At 62.5% G+C, this 15,113-nt stretch carries 12 protein-coding genes, 1 tRNA gene and 1 pseudogene; 7 read left to right on the top strand and 7 right to left on the bottom strand.

What is annotated here, in order from left to right; all coding sequences use genetic code 11:
- Positions 1–261: 261 nt before the first annotated feature.
- A complete protein-coding gene (locus tag OCH239_RS19765; protein WP_037266773.1) occupies positions 262–885 on the top strand; it encodes an SOS response-associated peptidase in 624 nt (207 codons plus the stop codon).
- Between the two features lie 222 nt (positions 886–1,107).
- On the opposite strand, the gene OCH239_RS19755 is transcribed toward OCH239_RS19765, so the two are convergent.
- From OCH239_RS19755 to OCH239_RS19745, 3 genes and pseudogenes are all read right to left on the bottom strand, one after another.
- Positions 1,108–2,010 (bottom strand): hypothetical protein, encoded by a 903-nt coding sequence (locus OCH239_RS19755; protein ID WP_037266769.1) that lies wholly within the window; start codon positions 2,008–2,010, stop codon positions 1,108–1,110.
- Positions 2,011–2,280: 270 nt separating this feature from the next.
- A tRNA-Met gene (locus tag OCH239_RS19750) sits at positions 2,281–2,357 on the bottom strand.
- A 111-nt stretch (positions 2,358–2,468) separates the two neighbouring features.
- A pseudogene (locus OCH239_RS19745) lies at positions 2,469–3,774 on the bottom strand (ATPase).
- A 222-nt stretch (positions 3,775–3,996) separates the two neighbouring features.
- On the opposite strand from OCH239_RS19745, the gene choX reads away from it, so the two are divergent.
- The gene (gene choX / locus OCH239_RS19740) at positions 3,997–4,923 is read left to right on the top strand and encodes a choline ABC transporter substrate-binding protein (RefSeq protein WP_084782704.1); all 927 of its coding nucleotides are present in this window, start codon (positions 3,997–3,999) and stop codon (positions 4,921–4,923) included.
- Between the two features lie 60 nt (positions 4,924–4,983).
- Here choX and OCH239_RS19735 read toward each other — a convergent pair whose 3' ends face one another.
- From OCH239_RS19735 to OCH239_RS19725, 3 genes are all read right to left on the bottom strand, one after another.
- Positions 4,984–5,826: a class I SAM-dependent methyltransferase gene (locus OCH239_RS19735; protein WP_037266768.1), complete on the bottom strand. Its 843-nt coding sequence runs from the start codon at positions 5,824–5,826 to the stop codon at positions 4,984–4,986.
- Complete coding sequence (yghU, locus tag OCH239_RS19730; RefSeq protein ID WP_037266765.1) at positions 5,823–6,680, bottom strand: glutathione-dependent disulfide-bond oxidoreductase; 858 nt, start codon at positions 6,678–6,680, stop codon at positions 5,823–5,825. The genes OCH239_RS19735 and yghU overlap by 4 nt, the downstream gene beginning before the upstream one ends.
- A 138-nt stretch (positions 6,681–6,818) precedes the next feature.
- Entirely contained in the window at positions 6,819–7,253 is a 435-nt protein-coding gene (locus OCH239_RS19725) for a DUF1489 family protein (RefSeq protein ID WP_037266762.1), read from the bottom strand.
- 91 nt (positions 7,254–7,344) lie between these two features.
- Here OCH239_RS19725 and OCH239_RS19720 point away from each other — a divergent pair, with 91 nt between their 5' ends.
- From OCH239_RS19720 to OCH239_RS19700, 5 genes are all read left to right on the top strand, one after another.
- On the top strand, positions 7,345–9,870 hold the full coding sequence (locus OCH239_RS19720; RefSeq protein ID WP_037266759.1) for an adenosylcobalamin-dependent ribonucleoside-diphosphate reductase: 2,526 nt from the start codon (positions 7,345–7,347) through the stop codon (positions 9,868–9,870).
- A gap of 339 nt (positions 9,871–10,209) precedes the next feature.
- The gene (locus tag OCH239_RS19715) at positions 10,210–11,307 is read left to right on the top strand and encodes an AAA family ATPase (protein WP_037266757.1); all 1,098 of its coding nucleotides are present in this window, start codon (positions 10,210–10,212) and stop codon (positions 11,305–11,307) included.
- 378 nt (positions 11,308–11,685) lie between these two features.
- Positions 11,686–11,961: a phosphate-starvation-inducible PsiE family protein gene (locus OCH239_RS19710; protein ID WP_211242034.1), complete on the top strand. Its 276-nt coding sequence runs from the start codon at positions 11,686–11,688 to the stop codon at positions 11,959–11,961.
- 319 nt (positions 11,962–12,280) lie between these two features.
- Positions 12,281–12,760 carry a hypothetical protein gene (locus OCH239_RS19705; protein WP_037266752.1) on the top strand — a complete coding sequence of 160 codons (480 nt, stop codon included), beginning with the start codon at positions 12,281–12,283 and terminating at the stop codon, positions 12,758–12,760.
- 186 nt (positions 12,761–12,946) lie between these two features.
- Positions 12,947–13,480 (top strand): hypothetical protein, encoded by a 534-nt coding sequence (locus OCH239_RS19700; RefSeq protein WP_051489646.1) that lies wholly within the window; start codon positions 12,947–12,949, stop codon positions 13,478–13,480.
- Between the two features lie 515 nt (positions 13,481–13,995).
- Here OCH239_RS19700 and OCH239_RS22390 read toward each other — a convergent pair.
- Positions 13,996–14,616 carry an IS66 family transposase gene (locus tag OCH239_RS22390; protein ID WP_162150031.1) on the bottom strand — a complete coding sequence of 207 codons (621 nt, stop codon included), beginning with the start codon at positions 14,614–14,616 and terminating at the stop codon, positions 13,996–13,998.
- Positions 14,617–15,113: the final 497 nt, after the last annotated feature.

Below are 15,113 nucleotides of genomic sequence, written 5' to 3'. Positions count from 1 at the left end.
GAAAGCCGCGCTGGGTCTGATCTTCAATCGATGATCTCGTCCATGCTTTGGGTAGCCTAGCGGCCTGCGCGTCACTGCCTCTCTGCTCGCCTTCAGTCCGACTGGCGTTTCGGATCTCGCATAACCGTGAGGGCGGACTTGATGTGGAAAGAAGCGCGAGACAGTTCCTCGAGACATAGTTTATTTCAGCGGAACATCGGCATCTTTGAGCTGCCGGTTGGCATTCCCCTATGCTGAGGGGATCGGCTCAAGAGGGCGGCAATGTGCAATCTGTACTCCATATCCAAGGGCCAAGCCGCGATCCGCGAACTCTTCGACGGCGTCAAGGATCGCGCGGGCAACCTGCCGGACCTTGCCGAGGTCTACCCGGACTACAGCGCGCCGATCATCAGACACGGCGACGACGGTCTCGAACTCGCGCAGGCTCGCTGGGGTCTGCCATCGCCGCAGTTCGCGCTGAAGGGCAAGAAGGTGGACAAGGGCGTCACCAACGTCCGGAACACCAAGTCACCGCACTGGAAGCGTTGGCTAGGGCCAGAGCATCGCTGCCTCGTGCCGTTCACCGCATTCTCGGAGCCGAGCCGGAACGCCGATGGCAAGTATGAGGCGGTCTGGTTCGCGCTCGACGAAACGCGGCCGATTGCGTTCTTCGCTGGGATATTCGTGCCGGGATGGACGTCGGTAAGGAAGATGAAAGAGGGCGAGGTAACGGCCGACCTATACGGTTTCCTGACCACCGAGCCGAACGCGGAAGTGGCGAAGGTGCATCCCAAGGCGATGCCTGTCATCCTCTCCACCGTAGAAGAGTGGGAGGCTTGGCTGGAGGAGGCGTGGAGCGACGCGAAGCGACTACAACGTCCGCTCAAGGATGGAATGTTGACCTAGCCGAAGCTAGTTGCGGAGCCCTGACCGCGAGAGAGCGAGTAGGCTGCTGGGAAGCCAAGAATTGCTCCAGCTGCAAGCTCCACTACCGTCTGAAAAGGAACCCCGATGATAGTCGCTACGCCGAAGCCCAAGCATACCGCGAGGCAGTAGCGAGCAAAGGCAAACCAAAAGTTCCTAGTGAACAAGCTGGGCATATCCATCTTCCCTCTGCGGCTCATCGTCCTATGAATTTCGTATCGCCGAGGTGGCTTCCTCGACGCGGTTCCATCCCCACCCTCCGGAAGCTATACCAAAAATGGCCGCTGCCATCCCGCCTGTCTTCACAGTGATGGCACCATCAACGGCTATTACCGCCAAGCCCAGTACTCCCATAGCCGCTGCCCGGGCTACGGACTCGTCCTCGGTGTTTTCGGCGTCGGTAGACCCTTCTGAAGCTTCTGCGGACTGTTCCCCAGAGCCACTGCTTTCCGCGGTCATCTCAGAACTGCCACTTTCGGCAATCGTTTCAGAGCCACCGCTTTCGGCAGCTGCTTCCGTGGACGACGCTTCAGCCATCTCACGCAAGGCATCTTGCATGTCGGTCTTGAGCTTCGACCGCTCTTGGTCCGACGCGAAGACGAAATCGCCGGCTGGATCAAAATTCTCATTGTCATTGAGCATAGGAATGGTGCGAGCGGCTGCCTCGCAAGCGGAAGATGTGAACTCCTCCAGTGCACTCGCCGCCACGCTTGGCTCCGCGAGGGCAGTTTGACCTATTTCCGGGGAGTTCGTCATGTGCGTCCGAAGAAACGACATTGTTTGTTCTGAAGCTCCGAAGCTTTCGAAAGCATCAAGCTCGAAACTCAAGAAGTCTTCGTCATCGGCCCTGGTGCCTTCCACCTCGTCGACGCCAATCCCAAGCTCTTCCATGACGTCGAAGAACTGATCAGTAAGAGAAATCTCGGTTGCCTGAAGCGCAACTTCACAGGCGTAGCCTGCAAGTATCGCCACGTTCGAGTCATCGCTGTTAAGCGCGTCAACCGCTTCATTAAGGCGGTCCACGAAAAGCTCCGGTTGAAAATCTTGTGCCGCGGCTAGCGAGGGGGCTGCAACTGTCAGAGTAAATGCCAGCATCCGAAGAGACATTGTTCGCTCCAAAAATAATCCGATCAAATATCGGACCAGAAGAGCATCGCATTCTTACACTTGCAACTGTTAACGGATGATTGGCCGCCCGCGATGGTTGTTTGGAGCGCGTTGGCAGGCGTCGCCGCCGTGCGGCATGCAGTATCTCAGTATGAGAATTGATGAGGCGCGGCGAGTGAAGTCACCGAGCTAACTGATGGTAAAATTGATGGTACCGCGATGAACGCTCGAGTAATTCCCGTTATCTTGAGGGGACTTACGGGAAGGCAATGGTAGCGGAGGAGGGACTTGAACCCCCGACACAAGGATTATGATTCCTCTGCTCTAACCAACTGAGCTACTCCGCCAAGAGCGTGGCGCTGGATAGACAGGGCGGGAGGCATCGTCAAGCGGGTTCGCCACACTTTCCGCCGCGTCGCTCCGCACTTTTTCCCGCATCCGAGAGCCATCCGCTGCAGTCACCTCACGATCATCTCGTCCCTGACGAACATGTTCGCCCAGGCCCGGTCGACGAGGTCGGGGGTCATCTTGTAGGGCATGCCCTCGAAATCGCAGACTGCGATCATCTGGTCGATGAGGAAGACGGGCTGGTAATTGGCGTACACATTGCCGATCGTCGGGTACTTCGTCTTGAGAAGATGCACGAGGCTCTGCTCGCAAAGCTGCATCTTCTTCCTGCGGGCGACGAGAGCGAAGATCTTGAGGAAGTTTTCCTGGCTCGGGCCCTCGATCTTGATCTTGAAGAAGATCCTGCGCAGAGCGGCCTGATCGAAGATCTCGTTCGGATGGAAGTTGGTCGAGAAGATCACCAGAGTGTCGAAGGGCACCTCGAACTTCTCGCCCGACTGGAGCGCCAGAATGTCCTTGGCCTCCTCGAGGGGGACGATCCAGCGATTCACCAGTTTCTGCGGCGGTTCCGCCTGCCGCCCGAGGTCGTCGACGATGAATATCCCGCCGGTGGACTTGAGCTGCAGCGGAGCCTGGTAGGTGCGCGCCGTCGGGTTGTAGACGAGGTCGAGCATCTCGAGCGACAGCTCCCCCCCCGGTGATGACCGTGGGGCGCTCGCAGAGGACATAGCGGCTGTCGAAGAGGACGCGGCGCCTCAGCTGGGTTGCGTCCTCCAGCTGTTCCTCCGCCGCGGAATGCACGATCGGATCGTAGACCGTGATCACCTGGCCCGCATATTCGAGCGCGCGGGGCACGTAGATCTTGTCGCCGAGCGCATCGCGGATACCGTTGGAGATCGAGGACTTGCCGTTCCCCGGCGGCCCGTACATCAGGATCGAGCGTCCCGCGCCGATGGCCGGGCCGAGATCGGCGAGAAGGGAGTCGGGCAGAACGAGATGACCCATGGCCGCGGCGAGCCGATCGCGGGTCATCTGAACGTTTCGGATCGACTGGCGCTCGACCTGCTCTCGGTAGACGGGCAGGGGGACCGGCATCGCGCCGTAATATTCGGACTGCGCCAGCGCATCCTGTGCCCGGGCGCGGCCGGTGTCGGTCAGCTGGTAGGTCATCTCGGCCGAAGCGCCGGCGCTCAGCGTGCCCATCGCCTCGAGCAGCAGCTGGGCGCGCGCGCGATCGACGAGCTCCTGCGTGATGGGGACCGGAAGGCAGAGCGCGCGGGCGAGGTCCGACACGGTGCCCGTGTTCTTGCGGAACATCGTCTTGAGGACGATGTAGCGCATCATCACCAGTGAAAGCTGCATATCCTCGAGCCGTTTCGGGGGCGGAGGTGCGAGGACGGAGGTGGCCGCGTTCATCGCTCGTCTGGACCTTGGCATCGGTTTTCGGAGGTCCGGAATAGACGATGACTTTGTGGCAGGAGACCGGCCGCTTCGGGAAATTTTGCTGCGCGCGCCCGGACTTCTATGTCCTCGCGCATCGGGCATACGGCCCACCATGGGCGGGGCGGTTGATTAGCCAGTCAATATCGCCATGATGCGCCCCGGACCACGATCATAACCACTCGAAGGGAGACGGACATGAAATCCATGCTCACGACCGCCGCCGCGCTGGCGCTTGCCGCGAATGCGGCCCACGCGCAGGCCGCTTGCGAGGAAGTGACATTCGCCGATGTTGGCTGGACCGACATCACCGCGACCACGGCGGCGACGACGCTGGTGCTGCAGGCCCTCGGCTACGAGACCGAGACCAAGGTTCTTTCGGTTCCGGTCACCTACACGTCCATGGCCGACGGCGACATCGACGTCTTCCTCGGCAACTGGATGCCGACCATGGAGAACGACATCGCGCCTTATCGCGAGGACGGCTCGGTCGAGACCGTGCGCGCGAACCTCGAAGGTGCAAAGTACACGCTCGCGACCAACGCGGCGGGCGCCGAGCTCGGCATCGACAGCTTCGAGGCCATCGCCGAGCACGCGGAGGCGCTCGACGAGACGATCTACGGCATCGAGCCCGGCAACGACGGCAACCGACTGATCCTGTCGATGATCGAGGACAACGCCTTCGGCCTCGGCGAGTTCGACATCCGCGAGAGCTCCGAGCAGGGGATGCTCGCGCAGGTGGCGCGCGCCTCGGACCGGGACGAGCCGATCGTCTTCCTCGGCTGGGAACCCCACCCGATGAACGCAAATTTCGATCTGACTTACCTGACGGGGGGCGACGACTATTTCGGTCCGAACCTCGGCGGCGCAACGGTCTACACCAACACGCGCGCCGGCTTCTCCGACGAGTGCCCGAACGTCGGCACGCTGCTGCAGAACCTCTCCTTCACGCTCGAGATGGAGAACGAGATCATGGCGGGCATTCTCGATGAAGGGATGGACCCCGAGGATGCGGCGCGCGACTGGCTGGCGGCGAACACGGATGTTGTCGAAGGCTGGCTCGAAGGCGTCACCACGGCCGACGGCGAGGACGGCGTCGAGGCGGTGATGGGCGAGCTGCAGTAAGCTCTGCGACTTCGATGCGACGGCCGGTCCTGCGAGACGCGGGGCCGGCCGTCTTGCGGTTCAGCCGGCGTTTTCGGCGCTGTAGATCACGATGCGTGCCGGAAGACGCAGTCCGCCCTCGCCGAGATGGGGCTCCCATTCCTGCCTGAGCGCGTCGATGATGGCGCGAAGATCCGCATCGTTTCCGCCCTTCTCCCGCATGATCCCCGGAATGGGCCCGATCGCGGGGAGCAGCCGCTCCATCGCGCTCCAGCCATCGGGCTGCGTGAGGTGCAGATCCACACCCTCGGACCGCGCCTCCGCAAAGCCCGCGCGCAAAAGGATCGGGAGGACGCGGTCCGGATGGCGGAAGGCGAGGGGGCCCGGGGCGTCGGGATCCGCGGCGGGCATCCTGCCGAGACGCTCTTCCGCCACCTCTCGCGGCCGCGAGAACCACGGATTGGCGGTGCCCTCGGCCCATGCGGCAAAGACGAGCCGTGCGCCGGGGACCATCGCTGCGCGGACATTCGCAAAGGCCGCGACGGGATCATCGAAGAACATCACCCCGAACCGCGAGAGAACGACGTCGAAAGTGTCGCCCCCGAAGTGGAAGGCCTGGGCGTCGCCAAGAGCCACCCGCGCGTTCTCGGGCGCGCGGCGCCGGGCGAGCTCCAGCAGGGGTGCGGAGAGATCCAGGCCGAGCACCGACCCCTCGGGCCCGACGGCGCTGGCCGCGTCCCGTGTCACCGCGCCCGAGCCGCAGCCGAGATCGAGCACGCGCTCGCCCGGTTGCAGGCGCGCCCGGGTCATCAGCGCCGCGTGCACCTCCGCCATCTGGGCTTGCAGATCGGCGTCGAGCAGGACCCAGCGGCGGCCCATGTCGCCGCCCCAGGCCTCCGCCATCGCCGAATTCGGCTCGCTCATTCGGCGCCGACCTTGTCCTGCGTCTTGGTGTCGAAATCCGAGGCGTCGTGGCGTTCGTGAAGCTGCGTCTCGGGCTCGCCGAAGGTTCGGTTGACCATGCGGCCGCGTTGGACCGCCGGGCGCGCGTCGATCTCCTTGGCCCACCGCTGGACATGCTCGTAGCTCTCCACCTGCAGGAAGGTCCCGGCATTGTATTGCCGCCCGAGCGCGAGCTGCCCGTACCACGCCCAGTTCGCCATGTCGGCGATTGTGTAGTCGTCGCCGGTCAGGAACCTCCGATCGGCGAGCGTGCGGTTCAGTACGTCGAGCTGGCGCTTCACCTCCATCGCGAAGCGGTTGATCGGATACTCCATCGGTTCCGGCGCGTAGGCGTAGAAATGCCCGAAGCCGCCGCCGAGATAGGGTGCGCTGCCCATCTGCCAGAAGAGCCACGACAGCATCTCTGGGCGGTTCGATGCATCCCCGAGGAAGGCGCCGAACTTCTCGGCGAGATGCAGCAGGATCGCGCCGCTCTCGAAGATGCGGACGGGCTCGGCTCCGGACCGGTCCATCAGCGCGGGGATCTTCGAGTTGGGATTCACCTCGACGAAGCCCGAGCCGAACTGGTCGCCCTCCTGGATGCGGATCAGCCAGGCATCGTATTCGGCGCCGGTATGTCCCGCGGCGAGGAGCTCCTCGAAGAGGACGGTCACCTTCACCCCGTTGGGCGTCGCCAGCGAGTAGAGCTGGAAGGGATGCGATCCGACGGGCAGCTCCTTGTCGTGGGTCGGGCCGGCGATGGGGCGATTGAGGCTCGCCCAGGTGCCGCCGCTCTCGCTGTCCCAGGTCCAGACGTCGGGGGGCGTATAGGTCATGAGTGATCTCCGTACCGGTGTGGTTCGGGCGAGAGGCTAGCGGCGTGCACGCCGAACGCCAGTGCGTTGATCCGCGCAGGTCCGGTGCCGTGACGCACGAGCGGTCTTGCGGATCGAGGCCGTGGGCAATGCCAGGTGCTAGAGCACCCCGATCTCTGCCAGGGCGCCCGCGAGGTCCGGCGGCAGCGCGTCGTCGGTCTCGCGGCCCGGGCGCAGATCCTCGGGCGCATCGGTCGTCGAGAGGTACCGCCAACCCTGGAATGGCCGGCGCGGGGCAGGGGTGACGCGCAGGATCTCCGGGTCGAGCACGATCGCGCAGCGCCGGATTCCCTCGCCACCCGTCACCTCGTCGAGCCGGAGGATGCGCTGGCGGCACTGGATCAGCCCCTTGATCACCCAGAAGATCGACCCGCCGTTCAGCACCTCCGCCTCGCGCTTGGGCCACATGCGCGTCACGTGCCGCGGGTTGCCGTCGGGGCCCTTCGCCGCCGCCGAGGCCTGCCACCGCGCCAGTCCCTCGACCGCCTCGGTCCCTGCACTCAGCTTGACCAGATGCACCGTGCTATTCGTCATGGAATCTCCGCTCGCCACCGCTTATATTGTAGGCCTTCGCCCGCGCCGTTCAAACCCTAGTGGGCTGCCGCCGCCAGAGGGAATTCCGCCCATGAGCCGTTTCGCCGCCCCCATCGCCGAACAGATCTGGGACATGAAGTACCGCCTCAAAGAGGCCGACGGCACGCCGGTCGACATGTCGGTCGAGGACACCTGGCGCCGCATCGCCCGCGCCCTGGCGCAGACCGAATCCGATCCCGGGGTATGGGAGGACAAGTTCTACACCGCGCTCGAGGACTTCAAGTACCTGCCCGCGGGGCGGATCATCGCAGGTGCCGGAACGGCCCGCTCGGTGACGCTCTTCAACTGCTTCGTGATGGGGACGATCCCCGATAGCATGGCAGGCATATTCGACATGCTGAAGGAGGCCGCGCTGACCATGCAGCAGGGCGGCGGGATCGGCTACGATTTCTCGACCATCCGTCCCAAGGGCGCCGCGGTCTCCGGGGTCGCGGCGGACGCCTCCGGGCCACTGTCGTTCATGGATGTCTGGGATTCGATGTGCCGCACGATCATGTCGGCGGGCTCGCGCCGCGGCGCGATGATGGCGACGATGCGCTGCGACCATCCCGACATCGAGGATTTCATCGGCGCCAAGTCCGACAGCGCCCGCCTGCGCATGTTCAACCTCTCCGTCCTCGTTACCGATGCCTTCATGGAGGCCGTCAAGGCGGACGAGGCGTGGGACCTGATTTTCGGAGGCCGGGTCTACCGCACGGTGCCCGCCCGCGATCTCTGGAACCGCATCATGCGGGCGACCTACGACTATGCCGAGCCCGGCGTCATCTTTATCGACAGGATCAACAAAGCCAACAACTTGGCGTATTGCGAAGAGATCGCCGCCACCAATCCCTGCGGCGAGCAGCCCTTGCCGCCCTATGGCGCGTGTCTTCTTGGCTCCGTGAACCTCGCTCGGCTGGTGACGGAGCCCTTCACCGATGCCGCCGCTCTCGACGACGCCGCCCTCGACAATCTCGTCCGCACCGCCGTGCGCATGATGGACAACGTGGTCGACGCCTCGCGCTTCCCGCTCGAGGCGCAGGCACGCGAGGCGCAGGCCAAGCGGCGCATCGGCCTCGGCGTCACCGGCCTCGCCGACGCGCTCCTCATGCTCGGCCTGCGCTACGGGACCGAGGAGGCTGCTGCCCGGAGCGAGGCCTGGCTCAAGCGCATCGCCCGCGCCGCCTATCTCGCCAGCGTCGATCTAGCAAAGGAGAAGGGCCCGTTTCCGCTCTTCGACGCCGAGGCCTTTCTCGCCTCCGGCACGATGATGGCGATGGACGAGGACGTGCGCGAGGCGGTCCGCGCCTACGGCATCCGCAACGCGCTCCTGACGTCGATCGCGCCGACGGGCACGATCTCGCTGCTTGCCGGCAATGTGTCCTCGGGCATCGAGCCGGTCTTCGCCTACGAATACACCCGAAAGGTCCTGCAGAAGGACGGCGCCCGGACCGAGGAGAAGGTCACCGACTACGCCGTCCAGATGTGGCGTCAGGCGAACGGCGACGCCGAATTGCCGGGCTGGTTCGTCAACGCGCAGGAGCTCGACCCCGAGGATCACGTCCGCATGCAGGCTGCAGCGCAGAAATGGGTGGATTCCTCGATTTCGAAGACCATCAACTGCCCTGCCGACATCTCCTTCGAAGCCTTCAAGGATGTCTACGCCATGGCCTACGAGACCGGCTGCAAGGGCTGCACCACCTATCGCCCGAACGAGGTGACGGGAAGCGTGCTGAGCGTGACCGAGGCCGCGGGCAATGCCCTGCCGGACCTTCAGACGACCGCAGATCGCCTGCGCTGGGCGATGAAGCGAAGATCCTTGAGCGGGACTGCCGAACTTGCGGATGCGTCCGGCGTCGAACGTTCCTCTCTCGACCGGTACTTTAAATCGCCTGGCGATCCCGATTTTCGGGAGCTCTCGAAGAGAGATGCGGCGCGTCTGGCCACCGCGCTCGACGTGGACGCCGGATGGCTGGCATTCGGGATGACCGGCGTCCCGGGCGAAACCATCGTGACCTCCGCGGCCGAGCCCAACCGACCCCACGGCGACGTCGTCTACATGTCTGAGCCCCTCGACCGTCCGCAGGCCCTCGAGGGCGCGACCTACAAGCTCAGATGGCCCGACAGCGAGCACGCCATCTACCTGACGATCAATGACATCATCGTCGGGGGCCGCCGCCGCCCCTTCGAGGTTTTCATCAACTCCAAGAACATGGAGCACTTCGCCTGGACTGTCGCACTGACCCGCATGATCTCGGCCGTCTTCCGCCGTGGCGGTGATGTGTCCTTCGTGGTCGAGGAACTGAAAGCCGTTTTCGACCCCCGCGGCGGCGCCTGGGTGAAGGGCAAGTACATCCCCTCGATCCTCGCCGCGATCGGCGGCGCGATCGAGCAGCACCTCGTCGCCATTGGTTTCCTCGAAGGCGAAGGCATGGGGCTCAAATCCGACCCACAGGCACAGGTGGTCGGCCTCGACGCCCCAAGCGCCAAGGCGTGCCCCTCGTGCGGCCAATACGAGCTGCGCATGCTCGAAGGCTGCATGACCTGCGCCTCGTGCGGTTATTCGCGCTGTCAATAGCCGCGCACTAGGCTCAAGTCTGTTGTGAGACCCACCGAATAATGTCCTTTTCCATAGTTTTTTGACCATTCCGGCACATGGAAAATGTCCATCAGAGACGCTTTTTGAAGTAGTCTCATTTAATATCAATTGGTTGTGGAATTCTCGCGCTGGGAAAGAGTGTTGGCATTAGCATTCGCCCATCGAGCTACCCGTGGCGTTGACTGACGCTCTCCAATGTTCTCTTAAAGTTCCAAGGTTCCGGAACCTTTCACATCCATCCCGTCCACCGCCTGAGGCGGGGCGGAGCCAGCCCGCGGTCGAGCGCCGCGCGGCGCAGCATGTTGAGAGGACACCCCCATGCCGAAGTGCTCGAAGATTCCGTTTGCCAGGGTCCGCTTCTACGAAGATATTCCGAAGCTCGATGCTGTAGAGATGAGGCTACAACGCTTTCTGAAAGATCTTCGCATTGGCCGTCAGAACGCCGCTATCTCGGCTGGGCGCATTTCCGAAGATGACAAGATCGCCCCTCACGAGATCGTCGAGCGGAGGGAAAAAATCCGCATTGCGAACCGGGCCATGGCCTACCTTGAGCGTGTTCATGCCTCTACGGGGATGGATCATCTGAGCAAAGAAGATCGCGCTCGCCTGGTGTCTCTCAGGCACGGCCTGCCAATAACCGGGATTTCCGACGAGCACGAGGCCGACACGATTGCAGCGCGGCTTCATGATGAGATGCCTTGGATGGATCGGGCCACCGAACACGTTTGGCACGCCATGCGACGGTCGGTCCGGCAGGGTGAGCCGGGCTTCCGCTTTCCGGCGCTCCTTCTGGTCGGCCCTCCCGGCATCGGTAAGTCATTCTGGGCACGTCGGTTCGGAGAATTCCTCGAGCGTCCGACAACAAAAATTGAGGCGACGTCCGAACCTGCAAGCTTTTCCATCGTCGGCTCTCAGCGCGGCTGGTCGACCGGGGAGCCTGGCAAGGTCGTGACGACCATTCTACGGGAGAGAAGCGCAAATCCGATCGTGGTAGTCGATGAGGTCGAGAAGGCGGGTGACGTTACTTCGAACCGCGGTATCCGGTTCAGCATCACTGATGCACTGCTACCACTGCTCGAAGTGTCGACCGCTGCGACATGGCAGTGCCCCTACTACAGGATTCAGTTCGACATGTCGTGGATCGGGTGGGTGCTGACAGCCAACAGTTCCGATTGCCTGCCAGAACCGCTCCTCAGCCGGTGTCCGCCGCTAACGCTTTCGAACCTTTCGCGGGAACATATTCTGCGGTTTGCACGTCGTGAGGCAGAGAGGAGAAAACTGCCAGAGACAGCGATCGGAGCTATCGAAGAGAGCTTGGCGGCCGTGTCGTCGAAATCACGCTTCCCAAGCCTCCGAACTGTGAACCGGATGATCGATCGAGCTGAGACGATCGCATTCATGCCGACCATCCATTGATGGTTTTCACCACTTGCCTTGCCCCAGGAATTCCGACGCTACGGATGTCTCTAGGTTCGTCGAAAGTCTGACCCTCGCCGGAGAGCAGTGACCATTTTTTCTCGGCGCAGAAATTCACGCTTCCATCATCTCGCGTAGCTCTCGGATACGCCCCTTCATAGCGGGATGCATGGAGAGTGTCTCCTTCCGTGGCAATCAGGCCGACCTATTGAGGCGCGCCGAAGTGCTTCTATCAGGGACTGCTCCCGTGCCTGACGGCTAACCCCGGGTGATAAGCCACTCGGGCGACAGGTAACGGCGATGTAGACATTTGGAACGAGCCTTGGAGCCTGACGCAAGTAGCTCGATTGAGCTCGCTCCGTGGTTCCGTGAGTGACGGTGACCATCTATCGCCTTGGCACAATCCTACTGACCGATATTCTGCCGATCATTCTCTATCTTGGAGTGATCGTAATGGTCACGGTGTATTATGCCAAACGTAACTCCTTATTCGTGTATCCAATTTTTATTGCGATCACTACGGTCGGACGGCTGGCCGTTCTGCAGGGCAGGGAAATGGCACCGGAAAACATACTGATCGAGGCAGCCGCCATTCTCCTCCTCTCGTTGTCTGCACTCGTAATCATGTGGGCGATCGGAAAGCAGTCTGTGTAATGACCCTCACGCAAGCGGCGCTGTAGCCCCCCGGATTGGATTTTTCAGGCTGAACGAATTAATGCCTAACGACGGCTGAAGGCCATACTTATTTCCGAAGCACCCTAACGACACTTGGACTGACGAAGCCGGTTTTTGTCCGCTTCTGATCAAGACGTCCACTTAATTTCCATGCCCCTAACCTGCGTCAGCATGCGATGTCCGCTTGGCTGGTAAATGGATGGCAGGAGCTGGATCGTGACAAGGCGATGGCCTGTCTGTCCACGCTCGAAGACACGACATCCAGTGTCGCACCGCGCAGCGTGAAAGATGATACGCCATGACGTCAGTCAATTATCTTACCAAGACGGCCGCAGAGACGACCGATCTCGAACGGCGCGAGCTGGCCCATGAACGGATCCTGCAGGCCCTGATCGCTTACATGGCACGTACCGAGCCGCGTTTCGTCGACCACCTCCGAGAGCGGTTCGTGGAACCGATGAAACGGACCCAGCGCGAACACGACCACCGCGAAACGGACGACTACGCGGAAGAGTTCATTCGCGCCGTGATGCTCCTCGGCGAAGAGCGCACGCCCAATGAGAAGGAGCCGGACATGACCGACAAGCAACCCGTGCCGCCGAGTATCAGAGGAGAACCGGGGGCTTCTTTGGCCCGGGCCGCGCAGCGGGCAGGGGTTCAGGTGCGCGAAAGAAACGGTATCTGGGAGGTGACGGCCGATGGCAAGTTCCACGGTGACTACCACCAAAAAGAACATGCCCTTGCGGCCGCGGCCTTGGTCAAGTTGGCAACACGATGACCTGTAGAACCCACCCGACAATCCCGCAGGACTTCGCGATCCAGGTGGCCGAGAACGAAGGCATGCCATCGAACTCAATTTTCAGGCCCTCGCATCACCGGCCGCGCACACCCGACGGTTGGCCGGAACGCTCACGTTTGGGGGGCGCGAGGACCACCCGCAGCAGCAAGGGAAAGGATCCCGCCGATGGAAGATCTGACGAGCAAGACCGTTGCGGTTTTTTCCCGCCCGTTCATCGTTCCAGGCTTAGACGAAACGCTCCCGCCAGGAGAATACCAGATCGAAACGGAGTTGGCGTCACCCCCGGACCGACAATCTCCCGCAGCCTGGAAAGCCTCGGTTCTTGTGAAGCTTCATCCCATGGCACCACATCCGGGACTGGCGAGGACTCTGACCGTTTCGCTTGCCGACCTTGACCGCGCATGCGCCAAGGACAAGCTGACAGGCAAGGCGTTGTCCGACTTCTTCTTCGAGGGAATGCTGGCTGATCCGATGGTGCGCCTCGTGATGGAGGCCGATGGCGTCTCCGCGGCGCATGTGAGACATCTCTACGCAGGGGACGGGGCGCCCGAACACAGCTTGAATGCGCCCGTGTCGAAGACGACCACCCAAAGGACGCTGGACAATGAGTCGATCCTTGTCGCCGAGTACGAAGGCATGCCCTCAAGACCGGAAACACTGTTCAAATCGCGTAGCCGCAAGGTAGCGGGACAGATTTGATGGCGGAAAAGACTATCGCCGAAAGTGCAGCGCTCGCAATCGAGACCGCAAAGGCTATGCGCGACGTAGCGCAAGAACGGCGATGCCTCCGATGCAGTAGTGTTTTTGGAGCGAAGGGTTTGGAGAACTGATCTGACGGCGCTGCAAGGGGTTGAACGCCTGGCGAAACGCAGTGCCTGTCAGCCCGGGCGCAGCGCGTCGTCGCTGTTCCGCATCGTCTCGCATTCGGTATTCCGCGAACCATGCTGGACACCATTCTGGCCGCCCTCGAAATCTTTTACACGCCAACCTACCGATACCGGTAGCCCAAAGTGGCCGAACGGGCATCGCGCTGCGTTGATGGCGTCACAGTGGGCGGTGGGGTTGATTTGCGTCAGTCTATTCAAGTCATGAGTTATCAATAACTGGAATTTTGGAGAAGGTTGGGTTTTAAGCCCCTCATCTGCATAAAATGGCTTGCCGAAGAGCAGCTGATCAACGCGATGTCCAAGGTCAGTAAGCGCCTTCCCGACCCCCTACGCTGCGAGGCTTGACGGGTCCTGGAATTGCCAGGGCATAAGCGCTTTGATCCGGCTATTGGGATGGCCGTCGAGAAGCGCCCGCAGGGTCTGGGCGATGTAGTTGACGGGGTTCACGTCGCGCATCTTGCAGGTGGCGATCAGCGAGGCGAGCATCGCCCTGTTCTCGGCCCCGACCTCGTGCCCGGCGAACAGCGCGTTCTTCCTCGTAAGGGCAATACTGCGGATCTGGTTCTCCACCGGGTTGGTATTCTGCTCGAGCTGGCCGTCCCCGAGGAAGCGGATCAGACCGGGCCAGAGGCCGAGGGTATAGCGGATGTCCTCGGCGAGCTTCGTCGAGCGGGGGATGCGCGAGAGTTGTGCCTCGAGCAAGGGGCAGAAGGCGGCGACGATGGGTGCGGCGCGCGCCCTCCGCGGGGCCAGCCGGGTCACGGGCGGCCCGCAGCGCACCGCCTTCTCGACGGCATAGAGGTTGGCGATCCGATGCAAGACCTGCTCCGCGATGGGCGAGCCATCGGTCTCCCGCTGCTTCACGAAGCGCCGTCGGAGGTGGGTCCAGCAATGCACCAGTTGCCAGGCTCCCTCCGGCCGTTCGAGGGCCGCTCTCCCGACTTTCACACTCCGAAAATGCTGCGCGATGGACGAATGACCTGTTCGGGGAAGCCGGACTGCAGCGATTGCCTACCCGGCGAATGTCCGGAGAGGGCCGGGAGCGACGGCCGCCGCTGCCTACCAAGCGCACGACCCGCTGCGTCGCCGCATGACGGCTCCGAGCCCAAACTGACCGCGTTTGTCGTAGAAGGCTTCGCAGTCGCAGCATGGGCGCACCTGCCGCGACCGGCCCTAACCGGACCTTCGAACACGGGCCGACCGCTGCCATGCGGCATCACCAGACCGGCCGTTCGCTGCGACCGCGAGATTGATGCTCAGATGAACTCACAATATGCGGGAGAAACCTCGTTGCAATAGCCGCGCGCTCTGGTGACCTCCGTCGTGAACCAGTCCGAGGGCGGGGAGCCTCAGCCATTTCACGGCTGCCGAACTCCACCTCAATGACCCCTGAGCCCCGGGCGAACGTTTGTGGCTTTGAGAGGCTTTGTTGCGCAAAGAGGCTG

Source organism: Roseivivax halodurans JCM 10272 (assembly GCF_000521785.1).
GTDB lineage: Bacteria > Pseudomonadota > Alphaproteobacteria > Rhodobacterales > Rhodobacteraceae > Roseivivax > Roseivivax halodurans.
This window is presented reverse-complemented; position numbering and strand designations above follow the sequence as displayed.

What these genes read in the sequence shown, in the direction of transcription:
- OCH239_RS19725 (WP_037266762.1), bottom strand. Translation starts at nt 7,253, where the DNA reads ATGACGAATAGCACGGTGCATCTGGTCAAGCTGAGTGCAGGGACCGAG.
- OCH239_RS19705 (WP_037266752.1), top strand. Translation starts at nt 12,281, where the DNA reads ATGACGTCAGTCAATTATCTTACCAAGACGGCCGCAGAGACGACCGAT.
- OCH239_RS19755 (WP_037266769.1), bottom strand. Translation starts at nt 2,010, where the DNA reads ATGTCTCTTCGGATGCTGGCATTTACTCTGACAGTTGCAGCCCCCTCG.
- OCH239_RS19735 (WP_037266768.1), bottom strand. Translation starts at nt 5,826, where the DNA reads ATGAGCGAGCCGAATTCGGCGATGGCGGAGGCCTGGGGCGGCGACATG.
- choX (WP_084782704.1), top strand. Translation starts at nt 3,997, where the DNA reads ATGAAATCCATGCTCACGACCGCCGCCGCGCTGGCGCTTGCCGCGAAT.
- OCH239_RS19700 (WP_051489646.1), top strand. Translation starts at nt 12,947, where the DNA reads ATGGAAGATCTGACGAGCAAGACCGTTGCGGTTTTTTCCCGCCCGTTC.
- OCH239_RS19715 (WP_037266757.1), top strand. Translation starts at nt 10,210, where the DNA reads ATGCCGAAGTGCTCGAAGATTCCGTTTGCCAGGGTCCGCTTCTACGAA.
- OCH239_RS19765 (WP_037266773.1), top strand. Translation starts at nt 262, where the DNA reads ATGTGCAATCTGTACTCCATATCCAAGGGCCAAGCCGCGATCCGCGAA.
- yghU (WP_037266765.1), bottom strand. Translation starts at nt 6,680, where the DNA reads ATGACCTATACGCCCCCCGACGTCTGGACCTGGGACAGCGAGAGCGGC.
- OCH239_RS19720 (WP_037266759.1), top strand. Translation starts at nt 7,345, where the DNA reads ATGAGCCGTTTCGCCGCCCCCATCGCCGAACAGATCTGGGACATGAAG.